Origin of the sequence: Vibrio gazogenes (genome assembly GCF_023920225.1) — a bacterium.
GTDB classification, from domain to species: domain Bacteria; phylum Pseudomonadota; class Gammaproteobacteria; order Enterobacterales; family Vibrionaceae; genus Vibrio; species Vibrio gazogenes.
In genome coordinates this window covers 2,899,833-2,917,875 of record NZ_CP092587.1, presented here as the reverse complement: position 1 = coordinate 2,917,875, position 18,043 = coordinate 2,899,833, and the positions used below count along the sequence as shown (strand labels likewise).

14 protein-coding genes are annotated in these 18,043 nt (G+C 39.9%); 8 read left to right on the top strand and 6 right to left on the bottom strand.

Annotated features, from left to right (window positions below):
- The first annotated feature begins 23 nt into the window (after positions 1-23).
- From MKS89_RS13005 to MKS89_RS12990, 4 genes are all read left to right on the top strand, one after another.
- Positions 24-1,187 carry a phosphoglycerate kinase gene (locus MKS89_RS13005; protein ID WP_072958287.1) on the top strand — a complete coding sequence of 388 codons (1,164 nt, stop codon included), beginning with the start codon at positions 24-26 and terminating at the stop codon, positions 1,185-1,187.
- A 174-nt stretch (positions 1,188-1,361) separates the two neighbouring features.
- Positions 1,362-2,438: a class II fructose-bisphosphate aldolase gene (gene fbaA, locus MKS89_RS13000; RefSeq protein WP_072958289.1), complete on the top strand. Its 1,077-nt coding sequence runs from the start codon at positions 1,362-1,364 to the stop codon at positions 2,436-2,438.
- Positions 2,439-2,853: 415 nt separating this feature from the next.
- Positions 2,854-3,729 (top strand): small-conductance mechanosensitive channel MscS, encoded by an 876-nt coding sequence (gene mscS / locus MKS89_RS12995; RefSeq protein WP_072958291.1) that lies wholly within the window; start codon positions 2,854-2,856, stop codon positions 3,727-3,729.
- A 337-nt stretch (positions 3,730-4,066) separates the two neighbouring features.
- Positions 4,067-4,747 carry an oxidative stress defense protein gene (locus MKS89_RS12990; protein ID WP_072958294.1) on the top strand — a complete coding sequence of 227 codons (681 nt, stop codon included), beginning with the start codon at positions 4,067-4,069 and terminating at the stop codon, positions 4,745-4,747.
- A 405-nt stretch (positions 4,748-5,152) separates the two neighbouring features.
- Here the strand turns inward: MKS89_RS12990 and pykF are convergent, their stop codons facing one another.
- Positions 5,153-6,565 (bottom strand): pyruvate kinase PykF, encoded by a 1,413-nt coding sequence (gene pykF / locus MKS89_RS12985; RefSeq protein WP_072958296.1) that lies wholly within the window; start codon positions 6,563-6,565, stop codon positions 5,153-5,155.
- A 439-nt stretch (positions 6,566-7,004) separates the two neighbouring features.
- Here pykF and MKS89_RS12980 point away from each other — a divergent pair, with 439 nt between their 5' ends.
- Complete coding sequence (locus MKS89_RS12980) at positions 7,005-7,775, top strand: DeoR/GlpR family DNA-binding transcription regulator (RefSeq protein ID WP_072958298.1); 771 nt, start codon at positions 7,005-7,007, stop codon at positions 7,773-7,775.
- 81 nt (positions 7,776-7,856) lie between these two features.
- Positions 7,857-9,689: a glutamine--fructose-6-phosphate transaminase (isomerizing) gene (gene glmS / locus MKS89_RS12975; protein ID WP_072958301.1), complete on the top strand. Its 1,833-nt coding sequence runs from the start codon at positions 7,857-7,859 to the stop codon at positions 9,687-9,689.
- A gap of 481 nt (positions 9,690-10,170) precedes the next feature.
- On the opposite strand, the gene MKS89_RS12970 is transcribed toward glmS, so the two are convergent.
- The 4 genes from MKS89_RS12970 to MKS89_RS12955 all read right to left on the bottom strand — a co-directional run bounded on the left by MKS89_RS12970 (position 10,171) and on the right by MKS89_RS12955 (position 13,275).
- Positions 10,171-10,410 (bottom strand): hypothetical protein, encoded by a 240-nt coding sequence (locus MKS89_RS12970; protein ID WP_072958304.1) that lies wholly within the window; start codon positions 10,408-10,410, stop codon positions 10,171-10,173.
- A 69-nt stretch (positions 10,411-10,479) separates the two neighbouring features.
- Complete coding sequence (locus MKS89_RS12965; protein WP_072958306.1) at positions 10,480-11,703, bottom strand: HEPN domain-containing protein; 1,224 nt, start codon at positions 11,701-11,703, stop codon at positions 10,480-10,482.
- A gap of 325 nt (positions 11,704-12,028) precedes the next feature.
- On the bottom strand, positions 12,029-12,460 hold the full coding sequence (locus MKS89_RS12960; RefSeq protein ID WP_072958309.1) for a hypothetical protein: 432 nt from the start codon (positions 12,458-12,460) through the stop codon (positions 12,029-12,031).
- 83 nt (positions 12,461-12,543) lie between these two features.
- A complete protein-coding gene (locus MKS89_RS12955) occupies positions 12,544-13,275 on the bottom strand; it encodes a hypothetical protein (protein ID WP_131814890.1) in 732 nt (243 codons plus the stop codon).
- 1,005 nt (positions 13,276-14,280) lie between these two features.
- Here MKS89_RS12955 and MKS89_RS12950 point away from each other — a divergent pair.
- On the top strand, positions 14,281-15,234 hold the full coding sequence (locus MKS89_RS12950) for a type IV toxin-antitoxin system AbiEi family antitoxin (RefSeq protein ID WP_072958314.1): 954 nt from the start codon (positions 14,281-14,283) through the stop codon (positions 15,232-15,234).
- 304 nt (positions 15,235-15,538) lie between these two features.
- Positions 15,539-15,760, top strand: a complete 222-nt coding sequence (locus tag MKS89_RS12945; protein ID WP_013868469.1) for a hypothetical protein — start codon at positions 15,539-15,541, stop codon at positions 15,758-15,760.
- Positions 15,761-16,031: 271 nt separating this feature from the next.
- Here the strand turns inward: MKS89_RS12945 and MKS89_RS12940 are convergent, their stop codons facing one another.
- Positions 16,032-17,849, bottom strand: coding sequence for a hypothetical protein (locus MKS89_RS12940; protein ID WP_072958436.1), 1,818 nt, complete (start codon positions 17,847-17,849; stop codon positions 16,032-16,034).
- Between the last annotated feature and the right edge of the window lie 194 nt (positions 17,850-18,043).

The window sequence follows — 18,043 nt, the reverse complement described above, 5'->3', positions numbered from 1 at the left end:
TATTGCAATTTGAGGGGACAACCATGTCTGTAATCAAGATGACTGACCTGGATTTAGCAGGTAAACGCGTATTTATTCGTGCCGATCTGAATGTGCCGGTAAAGGATGGCAAAGTAACATCAGATGCACGGATCTTGGCATCATTGCCAACAATTAAACACTGTATTGCGGCTGGCGCAAAAGTCATGGTGACATCTCACCTCGGCCGTCCGACTGAAGGTGAATACGCTGAAGAATTTTCACTCCAACCGGTTGTGAACTACTTACAAGACGCACTGGATTGTGAAGTGAAGCTCGCCAAAGATTACCTCAATGGCCTAACACTCAATACCGGTGAATTAGTTGTACTTGAAAATGTTCGCTTTAACAAAGGCGAGAAGAAGAATGACGAAGCCCTATCTAAGCAATATGCATCTTTGTGTGATGTATTTGTGATGGATGCATTCGGTACGGCTCACCGCGCTCAGGCATCGACTCACGGTGTGGGTATGCACGCTCCGATTGCATGTGCAGGTCCTTTACTGGCAAATGAACTGGATGCTTTGGGTAAAGCAATGGACAACCCGGCTCGCCCGATGGTAGCCATTGTTGGTGGTTCAAAAGTTTCCACAAAACTGACAGTGCTTGAATCTTTATCAAAAATTGCTGACCAATTGGTTGTCGGTGGTGGTATTGCGAATACTTTCATTGCCGCAGCTGGCAATAATGTTGGTAAGTCACTTTATGAAGCGGACCTGGTTGATACTGCGAAAAAATTAATGGACGAGTGTGCAATCCCGGTTGCAACTGATGTCGCTTGTGCAAAAGCATTTGACGAAAATGCAGAAGCAGAAATCAAAGATGTTTCTGAAGTTCAAGATGATGACATGATTTTCGACTTAGGTCCTGATTCAACAGCGGCACTGGCAAAAATTCTGAAAGAAGCAAAAACAATTCTTTGGAATGGTCCTGTCGGTGTATTCGAATTCAAGAACTTTGAAGCCGGTACAAAAGGTATCTCTCAAGCGATCGCGGATTCAGATGGATTCTCTGTTGCAGGGGGTGGTGATACGCTTGCTGCAATCGATAAATTCGGGATTAAAGGCGATGTATCATATATCTCGACTGGTGGTGGTGCATTCCTTGAGTTTGTTGAAGGCAAGGTTCTACCTGCGGTTGAAATGCTGGAAGCTCGCGCAAAAGCATAATGATATGAAGCGGGAGAGAACAAGACTCCCGCTTTCAGTTTGCCTTCGGCAGCGATTGTGCAAGAACGATGGTTATTTGCTAGAATAGTTGCCATGATAGGGAAACATTTACAGCATATATTTGTAATTTATTGAATTGTTTTATTTTAAACGACAGAGAATAGGATCAAATCCATGTCTAAGGTCTTCGATTTTGTAAAACCAGGAGTCATTTCTGGCGATGATGTTCAAAAAGTCTTTCAAGTAGCGAAAGAAAATAAATTCGCATTACCAGCAGTGAACTGTGTTGGTACTGATTCTGTGAATGCGGTACTTGAAGCTGCTGCAAAAGTTAAGTCTCCGGTTATCGTTCAGTTCTCTAACGGTGGCGCAGGTTTCTTTGCCGGTAAAGGTCTGAAACTTGAAGGTCAGCAAACGCAGGTTCTGGGTGCGATTGCTGGTGCAAAATATGTCCATACGGTTGCTGAAGCTTATGGCGTTCCTGTCATTCTGCATACTGACCATGCTGCGAAGAAACTCCTGCCATGGATCGATGGTCTGCTGGATGCCGGTGAAAAATTCTTCGCTGAAACAGGTAAACCACTGTTCTCTTCTCACATGATTGATTTGTCAGAAGAAACGCTGGAAGAAAACATTGAGATTTCTACCAAGTACTTAGCGCGCATGGCAAAAATGAACATGACGCTTGAAATCGAATTGGGTTGTACTGGCGGTGAAGAAGATGGCGTTGATAACTCAGATATGGATACTTCTGAGCTGTACACGTCTCCTGAAGATGTTGCCTATGCATACGAAAAACTGAACGCAGTTAGCCATCGTTTCACGATTGCCGCTTCTTTCGGTAACGTTCACGGTGTTTACAAACCAGGTAACGTTGTTCTGACGCCAACAATTCTACGTGATTCTCAGAAATATGTTTCTGAGAAATTCAGTCTGCCTGAAAACTCGCTGAACTTTGTTTTCCATGGCGGTTCTGGTTCTAGCGAAGCAGAAATCCAAGAATCAATCGGCTACGGTGTTATCAAAATGAACATCGATACTGATACACAGTGGGCGACATGGGACGGTATCCGTCAGTATGAAGCCGACAACCACGATTATCTGCAAGGCCAAATCGGTAACCCAAGTGGTGAAGATGCACCGAATAAGAAATACTATGATCCACGTGTTTGGTTACGTGCTGGTCAAGCTTCTATGGTGGCTCGTCTTGAAAAAGCATTTTCAGATTTGAATGCGATCGACGTATTATAATTTGAATTTATATCAAATTATTGTTAGAAAACCCGTTCTGATGAGCGGGTTTTTTTATAGCTGATATAATCAGATGATGTAGATATAACCTGTTTGTTAGGGGCTGTTGACCTTTCGTGATGGTTTTTGCAGCAATTTGTCGTGCATTTAGTCAAGGCAGGTCATGTGAAGTGTAGCGATCTACATGAACTATGACCTAACGCTGGATAAATGAGCGACAAATGCTGCCCAGAGGGTTCATCTGAACGTGTCTTGCTCTTTGTTACGGGTCATTTGCTTAGGATAGCTAAGCGGCATGCCCCGCGCCGCGATCAATACCCGTTCAGATTGAACAAAATTCAACCATGAAAGGTCAACAGCCCCTAGTTAATTTCGTAAAAAATAAATAGTTTGACAATAAAAAGAGGCAATATAGATGGCTGGAGAATCGCTCGTGAATGGAGCAATACCTTTGTCTGATAGTCTATCCCGGATAAATGGATGGTTAGAAAATAATTCGGATATCTTACTGCAGTACGGTGTAAATATTATCGCAGCGATTCTGATTCTGTTCTTCGGGAACATTTTCGTCAAAGTCATTGCCGGTAGTGTTGCGAAGGTTTTGCGTAAAAAGGATATGGATCCGGCTGTTGTCGAATTTATCCATGGTTTGGTGCGTTATTTATTATTTGTGATCGTTCTGATTGCTGCACTAGGACGAATCGGGGTACAAACCGCATCGGTGGTTGCCGTCATTGGTGCTGCGGGTTTAGCTGTCGGTTTGGCGCTACAGGGTTCTCTCTCAAACTTTGCCGCCGGTATCTTGATTGTGGCATTCCGCCCATTTAAATCCGGTGACTATGTTGAAGTGGCTGGTGTCGCCGGCTCAGTTGAAAGCATTCAAATCTTTCAAACGATATTGAAAACACCGGACAATAAAATGGTTGTTGTCCCGAATTCTTCTGTTATCGGTGGGGCGATCACCAACTATTCACGCCATGCGACACGGAGAATTGACCTGATGATCGGCGTTTCCTATTCCGCTGATTTACAGGAAACCAAACGAATTCTGCGTGAAACGGTTGAACGTGATGAGCGTATTTTGAAAGACCCGGATATAACCATCGGTGTTCATACTTTAGCGGATTCATCGGTAAACTTTGTCGTTCGCCCTTGGGTGAAAACTGCTGATTATTGGCCTGTTTATTTCGATTTAATGCTGAATATTAAGGAAGCTCTTGACGCGAATGGTATTGAAATTCCATTCCCACAAATGAGCGTTCATTTGAACAAAGTTAATCAAGTCGATTAACACTTTCCTGAGTGAAGCGGTGTCGTCATACACCGCTTTTTTTATGACTAAAATATGGTATCAATGTTTTGGCGTTACTCTTTCTTCCGGCAGTGAATCGACTGATGATGATTGTGATCCATTCAAAGTAAAAGAGACGCCATATATTCAGTCATCGGAACAATTTGTTGCTATTTTAGCCTGTCGTTAGCGTTTTGTAATTTTTGTCACAATCAGATCTAATTACAATCAAACTATCCTATGATTGAATACTTAAGTGATTTCAAAATAAGGATTCAGCGTATGAATTCTGCGATTTGGCAATAACCCTTAATATGCTTATGTGGGAGTAAAGATTATGCGGTTGATGATCCTGAGTTTAATGATGTTTTGTCTACACAGTTATGCAGCGGAAGTGAACTTCCCACATATATCTGTAACCGGATTTGGTGAAGTGACAGTGGTGCCGGATAGCGCGGTCTTTTCTGTTCAGGTTGAGCAATCGACACTCAATGCTGAACAGGCGAAAGAGAGTGTCGATTCGGTTGTGCGTCAATTCTCAGAACAATTGCAGGGATTGGGGGCCAAAGCCGAACAAATTTCCAGTTCTAATTTATCGCTTGCTCCCCAGTATCATTATCCTGACGAAGGAAAGCCTGAATTGGTCGGCTATCGGGCAAGTCGCAGTATCACCGTATCCGTTGAACAACTAGATAAGCTGAATGAATATCTTGATGCCGCGTTGGAATCCGGTATTAACCGGATTGATCGGATTACGCTACAGGTGAAAGATCATCAAAAGTATCAGGCACAGGCGAGAGACAAAGCCATTCAGGATGCGTCAACCAAAGCACTCTCGATCGCGAAAGGATTTAAACGTACACTCGGCCCGGTGTGGCAAGTTGATTACCACTCCCAGCAAGCGAAACCGATGATGATGCGTGCTGTGTCTATGAACCAGAAAGAAGGTTTTCAGGACTATCAGGACAAGACGATAGTGATCAGTGACAGCGTTGATGTGTTATATCGATTGAATTAACCGGGTTGGTTAACTTTATCGTACTTAGACGAAAGTTTAATGTTGGTTGAATATTGAGCAATCTGTCAGAATTGGTATACTACCACTCTTCTTGAATTGTCGCCCCAGCGTTGACCGGAATAACAATTTTACCCATCTAAAGAGAAGTAAAAGAAAACTATAAGGAAATCAAATTACTGGGCAAATGAGGCTAAGTGGTATGTTGAATCATTTTCTGGTGAGATTAACGATCAGTTCTTTAGTGATCCTCGGTATAAAATTGAGTGCGTTGTACTTTTTACCGATGGTGTTGTTGTTGAATACACATAATAAAGAATTTTTCGGTTGGTAAGTTAGACGAAAGTCAAAGAAAACGGGGCGCTTCTGCGCCCCGTTTGTTTATTGCTTTTTCAGTAGAATCTACAATTACAGTACATGAACCGATGCAGTGTTGGTCGTGCCTGAAGCAACGAGTGCACCAGAAACCATCACCACGATATCTCCCTTACGGCCTAGATCTGTTTCTAGCGCTAATTTTTTACCAGAGATATAGAAGTCATCTGTACTCGCGATTGAATCAACGACAATCGGTGTGACACCTTTCGTTAAGACTAATTGCGCTGCAGTTTTCTGGTTAGTCGTCAAAGCGATGATGTGTGCTGTCGGGAAGTATTTTCTGACAGAACGTGCTGATTTACCGCCTTCAGTGGCAACCACGATCAGTGGTGCAGCCAGTTTTTCTGCTGTATCAACCGCACCTTTACATACGGCTTCTGTAATTCTCAGGCGAGGGCTGTCTAAACGAGAACCAAGCTCAGCTTTCTGTGCAAGGTCTGTCCGAGTTGCAATCTGCGCCATCATACGTACAGCTTCTACCGGATATTTACCTTTTGCAGTTTCACCGGAAAGCATGACCGCATCAGTCCCATCCATGATTGCGTTTGCAACGTCGCCTGCTTCTGCGCGAGTCGGACGTGGGTTTTTAATCATTGAATCCAGCATTTGCGTGGCAGTGATAACCACTTTTCTGGCTCGATTACATTTTTCGATCATCATCTTTTGAGCAAAAATGACTTCTTCTGCTGGGATTTCAACACCCAGATCGCCACGAGCAACCATGATACCGTCAGAAAGTTCGAGAATCTCATCGAAATTATCGACACCTTCTTGGTTCTCAATTTTAGAGATGATCTGAATATCTTGTCCGCCGTGTGCAGCAAGGTGTTCACGGATTTCACGGACATCGTCTGCCTTACGGATAAATGAAGCGGCAACGAAATCAACACCTTGCTCACAACCGAATTTCAGGTCAGATTTATCTTTGTCTGAAAGCGCTGGTAGTTTGACTGAAACACCCGGTAAATTAACCCCTTTGTTTTCACCTAAAGCACCATTGTTGAGTACCTGACAAGTCACTTCAGTTTCTGTTTTTTCAAGCACTTTCATTTCGAGCAGGCCGTCATCGACCAAGATGGTATTACCCACACTTAAATCTTGTGCAAAACCTGAGTAAGTCACAGCTGCCCGCTCTTGGTTACCGACAACGGTTGTATCTGTTGTAAACGTAAACGTTTGTCCTGCGACGAGATCGACATCTTGACCATTTTCTAGCTTCGTAGTACGGATTTCCGGTCCTTTGGTATCCAGTAGAATTGCCAATGTCTTGTCAAGGTTTTTCATCACCTGACGAAAGTTCACAATGCGAGTTCCATGCTCTTCGTAGTCACCGTGAGAGAAGTTGAGACGCATGACGTTCATGCCTGCGTTGACAAGTTCTGTTAGCTTCTCTACGGATTCAGTTTTAGGGCCAATCGTACAAACGATTTTGGTCTTCTTCATGGAAAATACTCTCCGATAATTGTATCAATTTGAAAGATAATGAGTGCCGTAAAGTGCAGTCAGTGGCCCTTGTCTTTTTCTCTTGAAGTGCCGGATTATTTCTCGCTGTCAAATACACTTTAAAGCTGAAACTCTTTCAACAAAACGGTTATTTTATAACTACACACAACCGCTTGTTTTGCGTAAAAACCGCGCAAGGCTCTGGTATTTTCGCCATCGCGAGGTGGTTTTTCAGTAAGTACACATTCAATTTTGTAATTTTCTTACTTTTGCCGAGCAGAATTCTAACACTGAATGAATGGAATATCACGGTCTAAGAGTTGTCTTAGGACAATGTTTTAGCATGAAAGATTAATTTTTATTATCGAAATAAATAGACAAAAATGTTTCGAATTGATTACTATATATTTCATATCGAAACTTAATTATCTTTTAATCTATGCTGAAACGAAATACGCAAGTCAGACGTCATGAAATTGTTCAACTCGTCAATCAGATGGGGGAGGTGAGCGTCGAGCTGCTTTCCGAACGATTTCATACCTCTGAGGTCACGATTCGCAAGGACCTCTCATCTCTAGAAAAAAATGGGCTGTTACTCAGACGTTATGGTGGTGCGATTTCGTTGCCGAAAGAAGTTGTTGCTGATGAATTTGATAAAAATGTTTCGATTCAAAAGATATCGCTTGCTCAGGAAGCCGCAAAATTGATTCGGGATCATCACCGGATCGTAATCGATAGCGGAGGTACAACCACAGCGTTAATCCAACAATTAAATGAAAAACGTGGCTTAGTTGTGATGACGAACACGCTTCAGGTTGCCAATGCGCTTCATGAACTGGAAAACGAACCGACACTATTAATGACCGGGGGCACTTGGGATCCGCACTCTGAATCCTTTCAGGGGCAGGTTGCCGAGTCCGTGTTACGTTCTTACGATTTTGACCAGTTGTTCATCGGATGTGACGGGATTGATTTGTCTCGGGGAACAACGACATTTAATGAACTGACGGGGCTGAGCCGGGTCATGGCGGAAGTTTCCCGGGAAGTTGTTGTGATGGCTGAATCGGACAAAATTGGTCGTAAGATCCCAAATCTGGAACTGGGGTGGGATCAGATCGATGTACTGGTCACCGATAGCAAGATTACCGATGAGCAAGTGGCAATGATCGAAGCTAACCAGGTGAGAGTGATACAAAGTCAAATGAATTAAAGGGTTCGGACAGGAAAGTGCCTGAATCGAGGCTTTTCTGTCGGGGCTGGATATATTGAGATTTAAGTGGAGTCATAAATTATGTGTGGAATTGTTGGTGCTGTGGCACAGCGTGATATCGCAGAAATATTGGTCGAAGGGTTACGTCGTCTGGAATACCGTGGTTATGATTCAGCTGGGGTTGCGATTGTTGATGCAGACAACCACTGCACCCGGATTCGCCGCCTTGGTAAAGTGCAGGCGTTGGCCGATGCCGTCAATGCTGCCGATGTGCGCGGTGGAACCGGTATTGCCCATACACGCTGGGCGACGCATGGCGAGCCTTCTGAAATCAATGCTCATCCACATGCTTCCGGTGATATTGCCGTGGTGCACAATGGTATTATTGAAAACCATGAAGCCCTGCGAGAACTGCTTCAAAGTCGCGGGTATGTTTTTGAGTCTCAGACCGACACTGAAGTGATTGCCCATTTAGTTGAATGGGAATTACGCCAAAGTAAATCACTGGTTGAAGCGCTGCAAAAAACTGCCAAGCAGCTCGAAGGCGCTTATGGCACTGTTGTGCTTGATCGACGTGATCCAAGCCGTTTGGTTGTAGCGCGCTCAGGTAGTCCGATTGTGATTGGGTTTGGTGTCGGTGAAAACTTCTTGGCTTCAGATCAACTGGCCTTGTTAAGTGTCACACGCCGCTTTATGTACCTTGAAGAAGGGGATGTCGCTGAGATTACTCGCAGAAGCGTTACCGTTTTTGATGGACAAGGCAATCAGGTTGAACGTGAGATCATCGAATCGAGTGCTGAACATGATGCGAGTGATAAAGGTCAATATCGCCACTTTATGCAAAAAGAAATTTTTGAACAACCGAACGCGCTGAAACAGACAATGGAAGGACGGGTGACGCATAACTCGGTCATCATCGACAGTATTGGCAGCAGTGCGAAAGAGATCCTGAACAAAGTTGAACACGTGCAGATCATTGCTTGTGGCACCTCATATAACTCTGGAATGGCAGCCCGATATTGGTTTGAGTCATTGGCGGGGGTCAGTTGTGATGTCGAGATTGCATCAGAGTTCCGATACCGTAATTTTGTTGTTCGTCCGAACAGCTTGCTGATCACTTTATCTCAGTCCGGTGAAACCGCTGATACTTTGGCAGCTTTACGCATCGCGAAAGAAAAAGGCTATATGGCTGCAATGACGATTTGTAATGTATCCGGCTCTTCTTTGGTTCGTGAATCCGATTTTGCATTTATGACGCGTGCCGGCACTGAAATCGGTGTTGCATCCACCAAAGCCTTCACCACTCAGTTGACAGCGATGCTGATGTTGGTTGTCGGATTGGGACGTCAGAAAGGCCATATCGATGCTGAAAAAGAAGCCGACATTGTGCATGCGATCCACGAATTACCGGTTCAGATTGAAAGCGCTTTAGCCTTTGATAAGGCGATTGAAGCGTTGGCGGAAGATTTTGCGGATAAGAATCACACCCTATTCTTAGGACGTGGCGAGTATTATCCGATTGCCATGGAAGCCGCATTAAAGCTCAAAGAAATCTCTTATATTCATGCGGAAGCTTATGCTGCCGGGGAGTTAAAACATGGCCCGCTCGCATTGATCGATGCCGATATGCCAGTGGTTGTGATTGCACCGAATAACGATTTGTTGGAAAAGCTGAAATCGAATGTTGAAGAAGTTCGCGCGCGTGGCGGATTACTCTATGTTTTCGCTGACGAGAAAGCCGGTTTTGAAGAGAGTGAAGGCATGAAAATCATCAAGATGCCCCACGTCCATGAAGTCACTGCTCCAATATTCTACACGGTGCCAATGCAGCTCCTGTCTTATCACGTTGCCCTGATTAAAGGCACCGACGTCGATCAGCCGCGTAACCTAGCAAAAGCGGTTACCGTTGAGTAAGGGGTGATACCGGAGAAGAATAAATTGTAGGAGAGGAATAAAATAAATATAACTTAAAAGTTAGAGTAAAGTTAGAAAATCCTTATAGCGAAAGGGCTAAGCAGCGATACTCTAACTTTTATGATTTTTGCTCTAAAAATGCTTGAATATGTAGAATCTTTCTGGCTGAGTAGCACTAATTTTTTAGATGCTTTCTGAACCAATTTTCTCTAACTTTTCTGCATTTTAGCTGATTGCACATTGCTCTTTGAATGAAATTTTGATTATTCAGTCATTTCGCCCCTTCCTAAATCACTTTTGGACAAAAGTGAGTTTAACAATAACACGTAAGTTAGAAAATTCGGATTAGGTCAAGTATTGTAAATTTAGCTGACCAGAACTGCGGTAGGGAAGTCAAAAGTGCACTGACAATTTGAACCTTATCTATAACAGGCCATACTTAATTGGATTGATTACTCAACTAAAGGCTTGGATAACAAAGTTAAACGAAGAATTCTGGATTTGATTCTTTTAAAGCGTCTTCATCATAATTAACTATATGAACTTTGGGTATTTTTTTAAGTACGGAGGTGTTAGACGTTTCTTTTAATATTAGCAACCATCTATCAACACCAATAATTTTAAATTGCGGTTTAGAGGTTGCCAACGTACTGCTCACATACGAACACTCACCATCCGAATCAAAAACGAAGCATTCTTCGCGAAAATTAGCATAATCCATAATATCTCCCGAACTTATGATCTAACCATGCAGAAGCTGACTGAATATAAAATATATATAGAGCTAAAATTACGACAAAAACAATTCCTCATAGTCATCTTTAGTTAATCCATTTTTTTCAATAATATTCACCAAACAATCCCTCAGAATAGGAAAAGTTTCACCCATAATAATACTAGGACTTAATTTACCTCGACCGTTAACCTTGTAAGAATCTTTAAGAATCCCATCATGAACAGCAGAGGAGCGTATACTGTATGCTGCATTTAATAGAGAAGATATTTCTTTCCGCTTCTCAAGGTCATAAGAAGCCAACTTGGAACCAATAATTTTTATCTGGAGAGTTAGCTCTCCATTAGTATCTGGTTTTGTTAATATCGACTCAAGGGCAATACCTAAATCAATAGCTTTATTTGTTTCATTCCAAGTGTTCATAGCCTGACTGCGACGAGCTAAAGAAATATCTAAAGGCAATCTAAGTTTCTCATTCATAGATAAGTATTTTTCCAATAAATGAGTAATTTGTTCAGCGTCAATACCATTCCATGAATCATAATGTTTAGGCTTAATCACCTCTAAGTATTGAGTCGAATGTGTGTCTATTATGCCAGAAAGAGGTGTAGTGTCTTCCAAAATACACCAACGTAATTCAACGCAGGGAGCGTGATCAGAAGCGAATAAAGATAGAAAATTAGTTATTAAAAATTCTTTATTTACGTAACCTTGAATAGTATTAATATTAGAATCACTAAGACCATTTGAAAGTAGTGTGCTTTCCATAGGTTGACATAAAAATGTATAGGGAGGGTGAACTCCACCACTAGATGAAAGACTTGAAGATAATTTCATTAATTTGTTATTTACATTTTCCTTGATTGTATTGGGTAAATTTTCAAAATTACAAAAATAAATACCATCTATTAATTCTGCTTTCCCTTTAAAATCAACTCCACTAATTAGTGACAGATTATAAATAACAACATCTGATGAAGATTCAAGTTCTAGCAAAGACGAATATGCAAGTTCTGCCCCAACCGTAGAAGCAGCTAAAACTAGCCATTTCGCCAAATACAATGCATTAATTTTTTCACCATGCCCTCCAGCGCGAAATGCTGAAGAAGATAGCCTAGGATGTGCTTCTTCAATAAGATTCGCTAATCTTATTGAATTATATGATGCTCCGAATGCCTTTGCATAATTACGCCAATCATCTTCCGCTATCCATAGAGTAAGTTGCTGTATGTTGCCTTCTGCAACTGACGTATTTATAGCTTTAATTATTCGTTGATTCATACAATTACCATCCCTAATGTCTTATTATTACCAGTGTAATTTCATTGTACACTCAACGACTTTAATTCCAATAACCACTCAGACTTCATGTGACCGTTGAAAGTACCCCGTAGTACATCACGGGGATTCACAGCGAACAGCACTAGAAGAATGGATAACTTTTACTAGGGCAAAAGTGAATGAACAGGATGTGAATGAGTCAAAGATCTAGCGCATAAAGGGGCACAAATGAGTCAGATCAAGCTGACTCGAAGATGGACAGAAGCTCGTTAGATCTGATGTTCTAAAGCTGTTCTGTCGGATTAGGGAAAGTATGTTGAAGTCTTTAGCTCTTGTTATGTTTTAATTCCATATCGTTGATATAGTCGATTGCAAATTCTATATATTCTATTAACTCTTCAACGCACTTAGGGAAATAATACTCAGCATCATCAGGGTGTAAGTTATCTTTAGGCAATAATGTGTATTCAATTTCATCGTTGAACAAAGGGTAAAGATTATGAGTAAGGTAGTTCCGGCGAACCAGTATAAACTCCAAAACTTCACTAAGTTCCTCAGTAGCCAATTCATGTTCTTTACAGCTCCCAACAAGCTGACCTAACATAGCTCGGCTAAGGTTGTATCGCACTTTAATACTACTCGCGAGAACAATTGACTTTAATGCCGATTCCAACTTTCCAGATATCAATAACAATCGCCCCAAGCTTTCACAGAAACGCTCACTTTTGAGTAACTCATCATAAAACTCTAGAGACATTGCTGAATTACTCCTTTACACAACGCTTGCAACAGCAGCTAACTAAGAGCCAAAGCGATTAGTTAGTCTGATGCTTGCTCTTGTTAAGCATTCTTTTGCCAAATTTTAATTGCCATTTCTTCAACTACATCCTCATATGACCAATGTGCAGAAATAATTGGGGTTCGTTTTAGGTACGACATTTTTCTCTTATTCAAAACTTTGACGCACTTTTCTAAGAAATTATCTGGATCATCTGCAACTATAGCTACCAAGTCATGATATTTGAATTTAAAATTACCATTATGCCTCCACTCTCTTTCCCAAGAAAAATCATGACGTTCACTCATAACATTTATAAGAGAATAGTAGCTAATAATTTCGTTATAAAATTCTTGCTTACATTTCAAGGTCTTGATAGAAGAAATATCATTAAAGTGGCTATCAAATTCAGACAATAAATAATTACGTAAAGAGCTACCATATCCATTTAGATATACAGCCGGATTAGCTCCATAATCAAGCATATCTTCTCGCCAAAACACGAGACCGTAAGGCTTTAGGCGTATTTTTCTAGGAAAATCTTCAGCAGCTAATTTTTTAATTTGGTCTAACGGCGTTTCAGTAAAACACACTGTATTAAAAGATTTCTTTAGCCTTTCTGACAATCTCATATTATTCAATTTTGGACTAAATAAACAATGGTGATTCCTTGCTTCTATTACCTTAGAGTTCAAAATGTTTATTAAATTATCTTCTGCTGAATTTCCTCCTGAATTCCTAGTTAAATGAACAAGAAACTTTGATACATCAGGTCTTATTCTTGGGTCAGTCAAACTACAATTCCTTATCGAATATTACTGATATGCTTAACAGTGCTTTTTCAGCAGACATTGTCTTTATAATATTTTCAGAAAATACAGACACCATAGCAGCAACATACTGTTCTATAAGTCTTATTCTTCCTTTCACTCATAAATTGCAGAACATGTCTGTATAATCATAAGTGCTCAACTAGGCTCATAATCTGCTATTAGTATATGTAGGTCAAGAACTGACATGAGAAAGTGGTCAGGAATCTTGAGATAAACAGTTTTGGGGCAGAAACGTTTCAACCAAAGCGGATAAGTGAATAAATTGGAAGATGGAACCAAGAACGACTCCATTAAGAATTTTACAGCTAAAAGTTAGAGATGCCGCTGCCATCTCAATGCCACCTTTTGTTCCTTACGAACTGACTGTGACCAGTGCTGCGCGGACCCACATACAAAGTATGCCTCATATTTTAAGACCAAGGGGCGTATGCTTGGTCTGGGGTAATGATAGATAGTATTGAGTACATGGGCAACCGTTAAAGTCTCTGTCTGAGCTCTTTGGGTTATGAAGAGTTTTAGCCTTCTTTTTCAGCTCAGCGGTAGTTTATTGCTCAACATAATAAAAATAGGCGTACTGAAAGTTTGAAAGTACGTACTGAAAGTTTGAATTAACCCTTTTCCCAAGTACTCATAATTTCATAAGTAATTGATTTTAAATTATAAATGTCAATATTAATGGTTCTCAAATAAAGTGGGTTTTGCATGACAAAAAATGACCCCAAAATATAACTAATATATTGATTATTATAATAAAAATATCATTCCTCCTATTGTTGTATTCATACTTTCAAGAAATGCGTAGTGAATGTATGTTTTTAATCCTACTTATTGATTTTAATGAAATTTTTTTGGTTAAATTTACTGTTTTTTTCATTTTTCTCGAAAATCTTAAGTTTTTAAGCTATAAAACTCTATGGTTTTATTTTTTTCATGAATCATGAAAAATGTATAAGGCGTGTATTTACGATGATGCAACTTCATAACGAACCCAATCTTATTGGCTTACCGTCAGAATTCAACGCTGTCTATACGCTTGGAGAAATGGGTGGTAGGCCGCAGCTTAAAATGACAGTTAATGGTCAGCCGATAACTTTTAATATTTTTTATGCTCATATACATCGTAAAGAAAGTATTAAAAGCTATTTAAAACGACGACCAAAAGCTAACGACATACTTTTCTGTAATCACCTTAGCGATTATCTTAGGCAGTTATGCCATGACTCAAATATCAACTATGCCGATGACTCCGGAAACGTAAGAGTAATGACTGGTGACATATGCATATTCATTGGCAATAGACCTCCGATAAAACAAAATAAATCTCACCAGTTTATGACTATCGGTATCATGAAGTGCTTATTTGCTCTTTTCGCTGAAAAAGACCTTATCAATGAGACCTATGCGAATATTGCATCTAAAGCAGACATTTCGGTTGGTATGGTTACAAAGGCAATGAAGTACCTTATTGAAAACAACCATATAGCAAAGAGTAAACGCCAAAGAAGATTTTTAAATGAGCCAGAGCTGCGTTATGAATGGTTGAAAAGCTATGGTCACATTTTAGCTCGCTATCATCAGGTGACGACTTATCCTCCTGTTGACAATTGGAAAGATATCTTATTGCAGCCAGGAGATGTTTGGGGGGGAGAAGTGGCCGCGACTCAGCTTACAAAATATAACCACCCTCACGAGCTACTATTGTTTAGCCGACATCAACCGGTCAAGTACTCTATCGGACATAAAGAGTTACCACCTCTTAAAGTAATAAAGCCATTTTGGGGCAAGTCTTTAAAAATTGGTCAACCTGCGTTGGCATTACTAACTATTGCTGAGTTGCTACTATCTAAGGATGCGCGCAATAGAGAAGTGGCTTATCTTATCAATGATAAATACGGAGAGTTGAACAAATTACCTTTGTGAACTTTGTTATGTTAGGAAGTTCAAAACTGACTTTCATAAACATAGGAATAGCAAAAATAGAATCATACTGGCAAATTGGTGGATGGGAGGTGTTATGACCGAGAAAGAACGCAGAGCTATCTTGTACCGTGTCGCTCGTAACCGACGAAACGGTTTGCATCTTAAAAGTGACGATCACCTTGAGCGTAGTGTTAAGGAATCACGGCAGTGGCGAGAATCCATTGAATTGAAATCATCTAGAACCTAAACCAAATAAATTTAAGCACTACTGATTAATCTTACACTATAAGCAGGGATAAAATGCATGACTGACCCATACTTAAACTTATTGCCGACATTAGAAGAATTCGAACTGCCAGACGTTCCCTGGAAAGTTGTTGATCCATCATCGTTACCGAAAGCCACTCTTTCAGCATTCGATTCATTTATGAGCGGATCTAGCGTCCCTCATAGGGTATTCGTTTATAGCCATGACTACTCGCGTTTCTGCATGCTCGTTCGCCGAGGGGATATAACGTTATCTTAGGGAGCGTGTTAATTCATGCATTATCTGGCAGCTTACGCAAACTATCATGGTTTGGCCGAACGGTTGGGCTGAATCAGAGATGGACAGTTTTGTGTCAGGGCATCTACTAATTTAGCTTTCTTAGGATTACCGTGGGTATCGCAAATAACTAGCAATGCCTACAACAACAGAGCTATTTGTTTCACCTAACCAACTCGTTATAGACATCGGCCTGTTGCAACATTGTATTGAGTGCTGTTGGCTTCAGGGTTCTTAACCATTAATATCTAAATTAAAACTGTTCTGTAACAATGAAATCATGATGCTTAATTTGAGGTAAGTCCTTTTTTGTCCCTTTCATATTATGAATCATGGCTCCATAAGCAGACTTGTACACATTAAATAAGTCTTGCGACTTGAAATCAGGTATGTCGTCATATATGCAGCCTAAAATCAAAGTATTGTACGCACTTAGTAAGTAGCCCAAAAGGTTATCAACAAGCTGAGGTCGAACGTGTCCATAAAAAGCTCGATGCGTCAACTTATTTCTAACTTTGTAAATTCTATGAAGTTGTTTTTCTACATCTACTTTAGTGTCTGTTATTCTTTTCTCGCAGGCTGCTGATGATTTAAAACAATCAAAAATATGAATAACTCTAAAGACAACAAATTCTTCACCTAATTTCGTCAAATCTGAATAAACACTATGTCTATTTTTTTCAATTTTCATGATATCAAAGAATTCTGTAAGGCTAAGCTGATTAAACTTACTTTCGTTGTTTTTTACAAGATTTTTCCAACTTGTAGGTAAATAAAACAAACGTGTTTCTAGTAATGACTTTGCGTAATTTAATCTAATATCAAGGCTTTGAGAGCTGTAAAATAGAGGTACATAATTAGTAATACCTGAAATTATGTTACCTTCCGTACTTTCAAATATGCATTCAAGAGCAATCCATAAACTTAACAACTTCTGCTCTAAAGACGTTGATTCCTTAGCTACTCGCAAATACCTTAATGATCTAGTTAATACGTCATATCGTTCTAATTTTATTGATTCACGGAATGAGAACTTGATAGACTGAGGGATAGACTCTAAAGCACCTGTATCTTTGCTTGTTATGAATTGCTTTAACCTGCCAATGTTAATTGTTTGCTTATGAACATGAGCCCCTGAATTAAACTCAGTCAAACAAACAGGGGAATACTTGAAATTATGTTGCGGTTTTTCAATACCTAAAAAATCTATAGCTTTATCAAGAATCTCATTTGCCTGCCAGGCAGCTGATACATAATCAGTAGTATTAACCACGACTTTTGCAACAACTGAAGATTCAAAGCCCTGTGATATTTTTTTATAGTTATCATCAGTAATGAATTGTTTACGGTCTACAAATTCAACACCAAGAATATTTTTCGTTTCGATAAGGTACTTACTTAAAGGAGCTACTAAGAAATATACATTATAGTCACTTACTCTAACTGTTAATTTATCAAGGCAGCTATTTAATTGAGCTGAAAAGTCTCTAGAACCATAGTTTGTTATTCTTGTTAGATATTCCATACGGTTATAGAGATATGTAGGAGAGTAACCTTTCCAAAGTAAATGACCTATATACATCTTGGTCAACTTATAAATCTCCTCCATAACTCTAGCTTTCTTCGTTAAATCTACAGCAGATAAAACACTAGCTTTTAGTTGCTTTTTAAGTTCATTGTAATATTCATCTTCTTTATTTAGAACCAAACTCACAATCGTTTTAATTTCCATTGCTCTATGATTGCTTAATGATTCTTTGTTTAAATCCGTTTTATTAATTAATAAAGGATAAAGGTTTGTAAATAAAATCCTTGCTATATTATCACTCTTGAGGACATTCTTATAATCGCTTAAAATTGTTAATAAAAAATTACCGTTTTTCTCATCCACCAAATAATCGTCAACTGCCTCTATAATTTCCTCAGCTCCCGACATAACATTCATCGTTTTTGACTGATAAAATGATGGTGTATTTACATATAAAATTTCTTTCCAGACTTCCACGAAAAATCTATTTCTAAAGTCATGAAATGGAAGACCATCCCATGTTGTGTTTGTAACTTTTCTCATTCCATCCACTTTGATTGTCTTTTGCACAACTCTTTGTCTACGACTTAAACTTGAATATTGTGCTACTAAATCAGATGCACATCAATCTAAAACGATTCAAACTAGCAACTTAGACTTAAAAAACAATCACATTGACTCAACAGGGCTAAGTAATCGCAATACATGCCATTGGATTTATCTGAATAGTCACTTGT

Bases quoted from the DNA above. Each gene is read 5' to 3' on its own strand.
- MKS89_RS13005 (WP_072958287.1), top strand. From the start codon at position 24: ATGTCTGTAATCAAGATGACTGACCTGGATTTAGCAGGTAAACGCGTA.
- fbaA (WP_072958289.1), top strand. From the start codon at position 1,362: ATGTCTAAGGTCTTCGATTTTGTAAAACCAGGAGTCATTTCTGGCGAT.
- mscS (WP_072958291.1), top strand. From the start codon at position 2,854: ATGGCTGGAGAATCGCTCGTGAATGGAGCAATACCTTTGTCTGATAGT.
- MKS89_RS12990 (WP_072958294.1), top strand. From the start codon at position 4,067: ATGCGGTTGATGATCCTGAGTTTAATGATGTTTTGTCTACACAGTTAT.
- pykF (WP_072958296.1), bottom strand. From the start codon at position 6,565: ATGAAGAAGACCAAAATCGTTTGTACGATTGGCCCTAAAACTGAATCC.
- MKS89_RS12980 (WP_072958298.1), top strand. From the start codon at position 7,005: ATGCTGAAACGAAATACGCAAGTCAGACGTCATGAAATTGTTCAACTC.
- glmS (WP_072958301.1), top strand. From the start codon at position 7,857: ATGTGTGGAATTGTTGGTGCTGTGGCACAGCGTGATATCGCAGAAATA.
- MKS89_RS12970 (WP_072958304.1), bottom strand. From the start codon at position 10,410: ATGGATTATGCTAATTTTCGCGAAGAATGCTTCGTTTTTGATTCGGAT.
- MKS89_RS12965 (WP_072958306.1), bottom strand. From the start codon at position 11,703: ATGAATCAACGAATAATTAAAGCTATAAATACGTCAGTTGCAGAAGGC.
- MKS89_RS12960 (WP_072958309.1), bottom strand. From the start codon at position 12,460: ATGTCTCTAGAGTTTTATGATGAGTTACTCAAAAGTGAGCGTTTCTGT.
- MKS89_RS12950 (WP_072958314.1), top strand. From the start codon at position 14,281: ATGATGCAACTTCATAACGAACCCAATCTTATTGGCTTACCGTCAGAA.
- MKS89_RS12945 (WP_013868469.1), top strand. From the start codon at position 15,539: ATGACTGACCCATACTTAAACTTATTGCCGACATTAGAAGAATTCGAA.
- MKS89_RS12940 (WP_072958436.1), bottom strand. From the start codon at position 17,849: ATGAGAAAAGTTACAAACACAACATGGGATGGTCTTCCATTTCATGAC.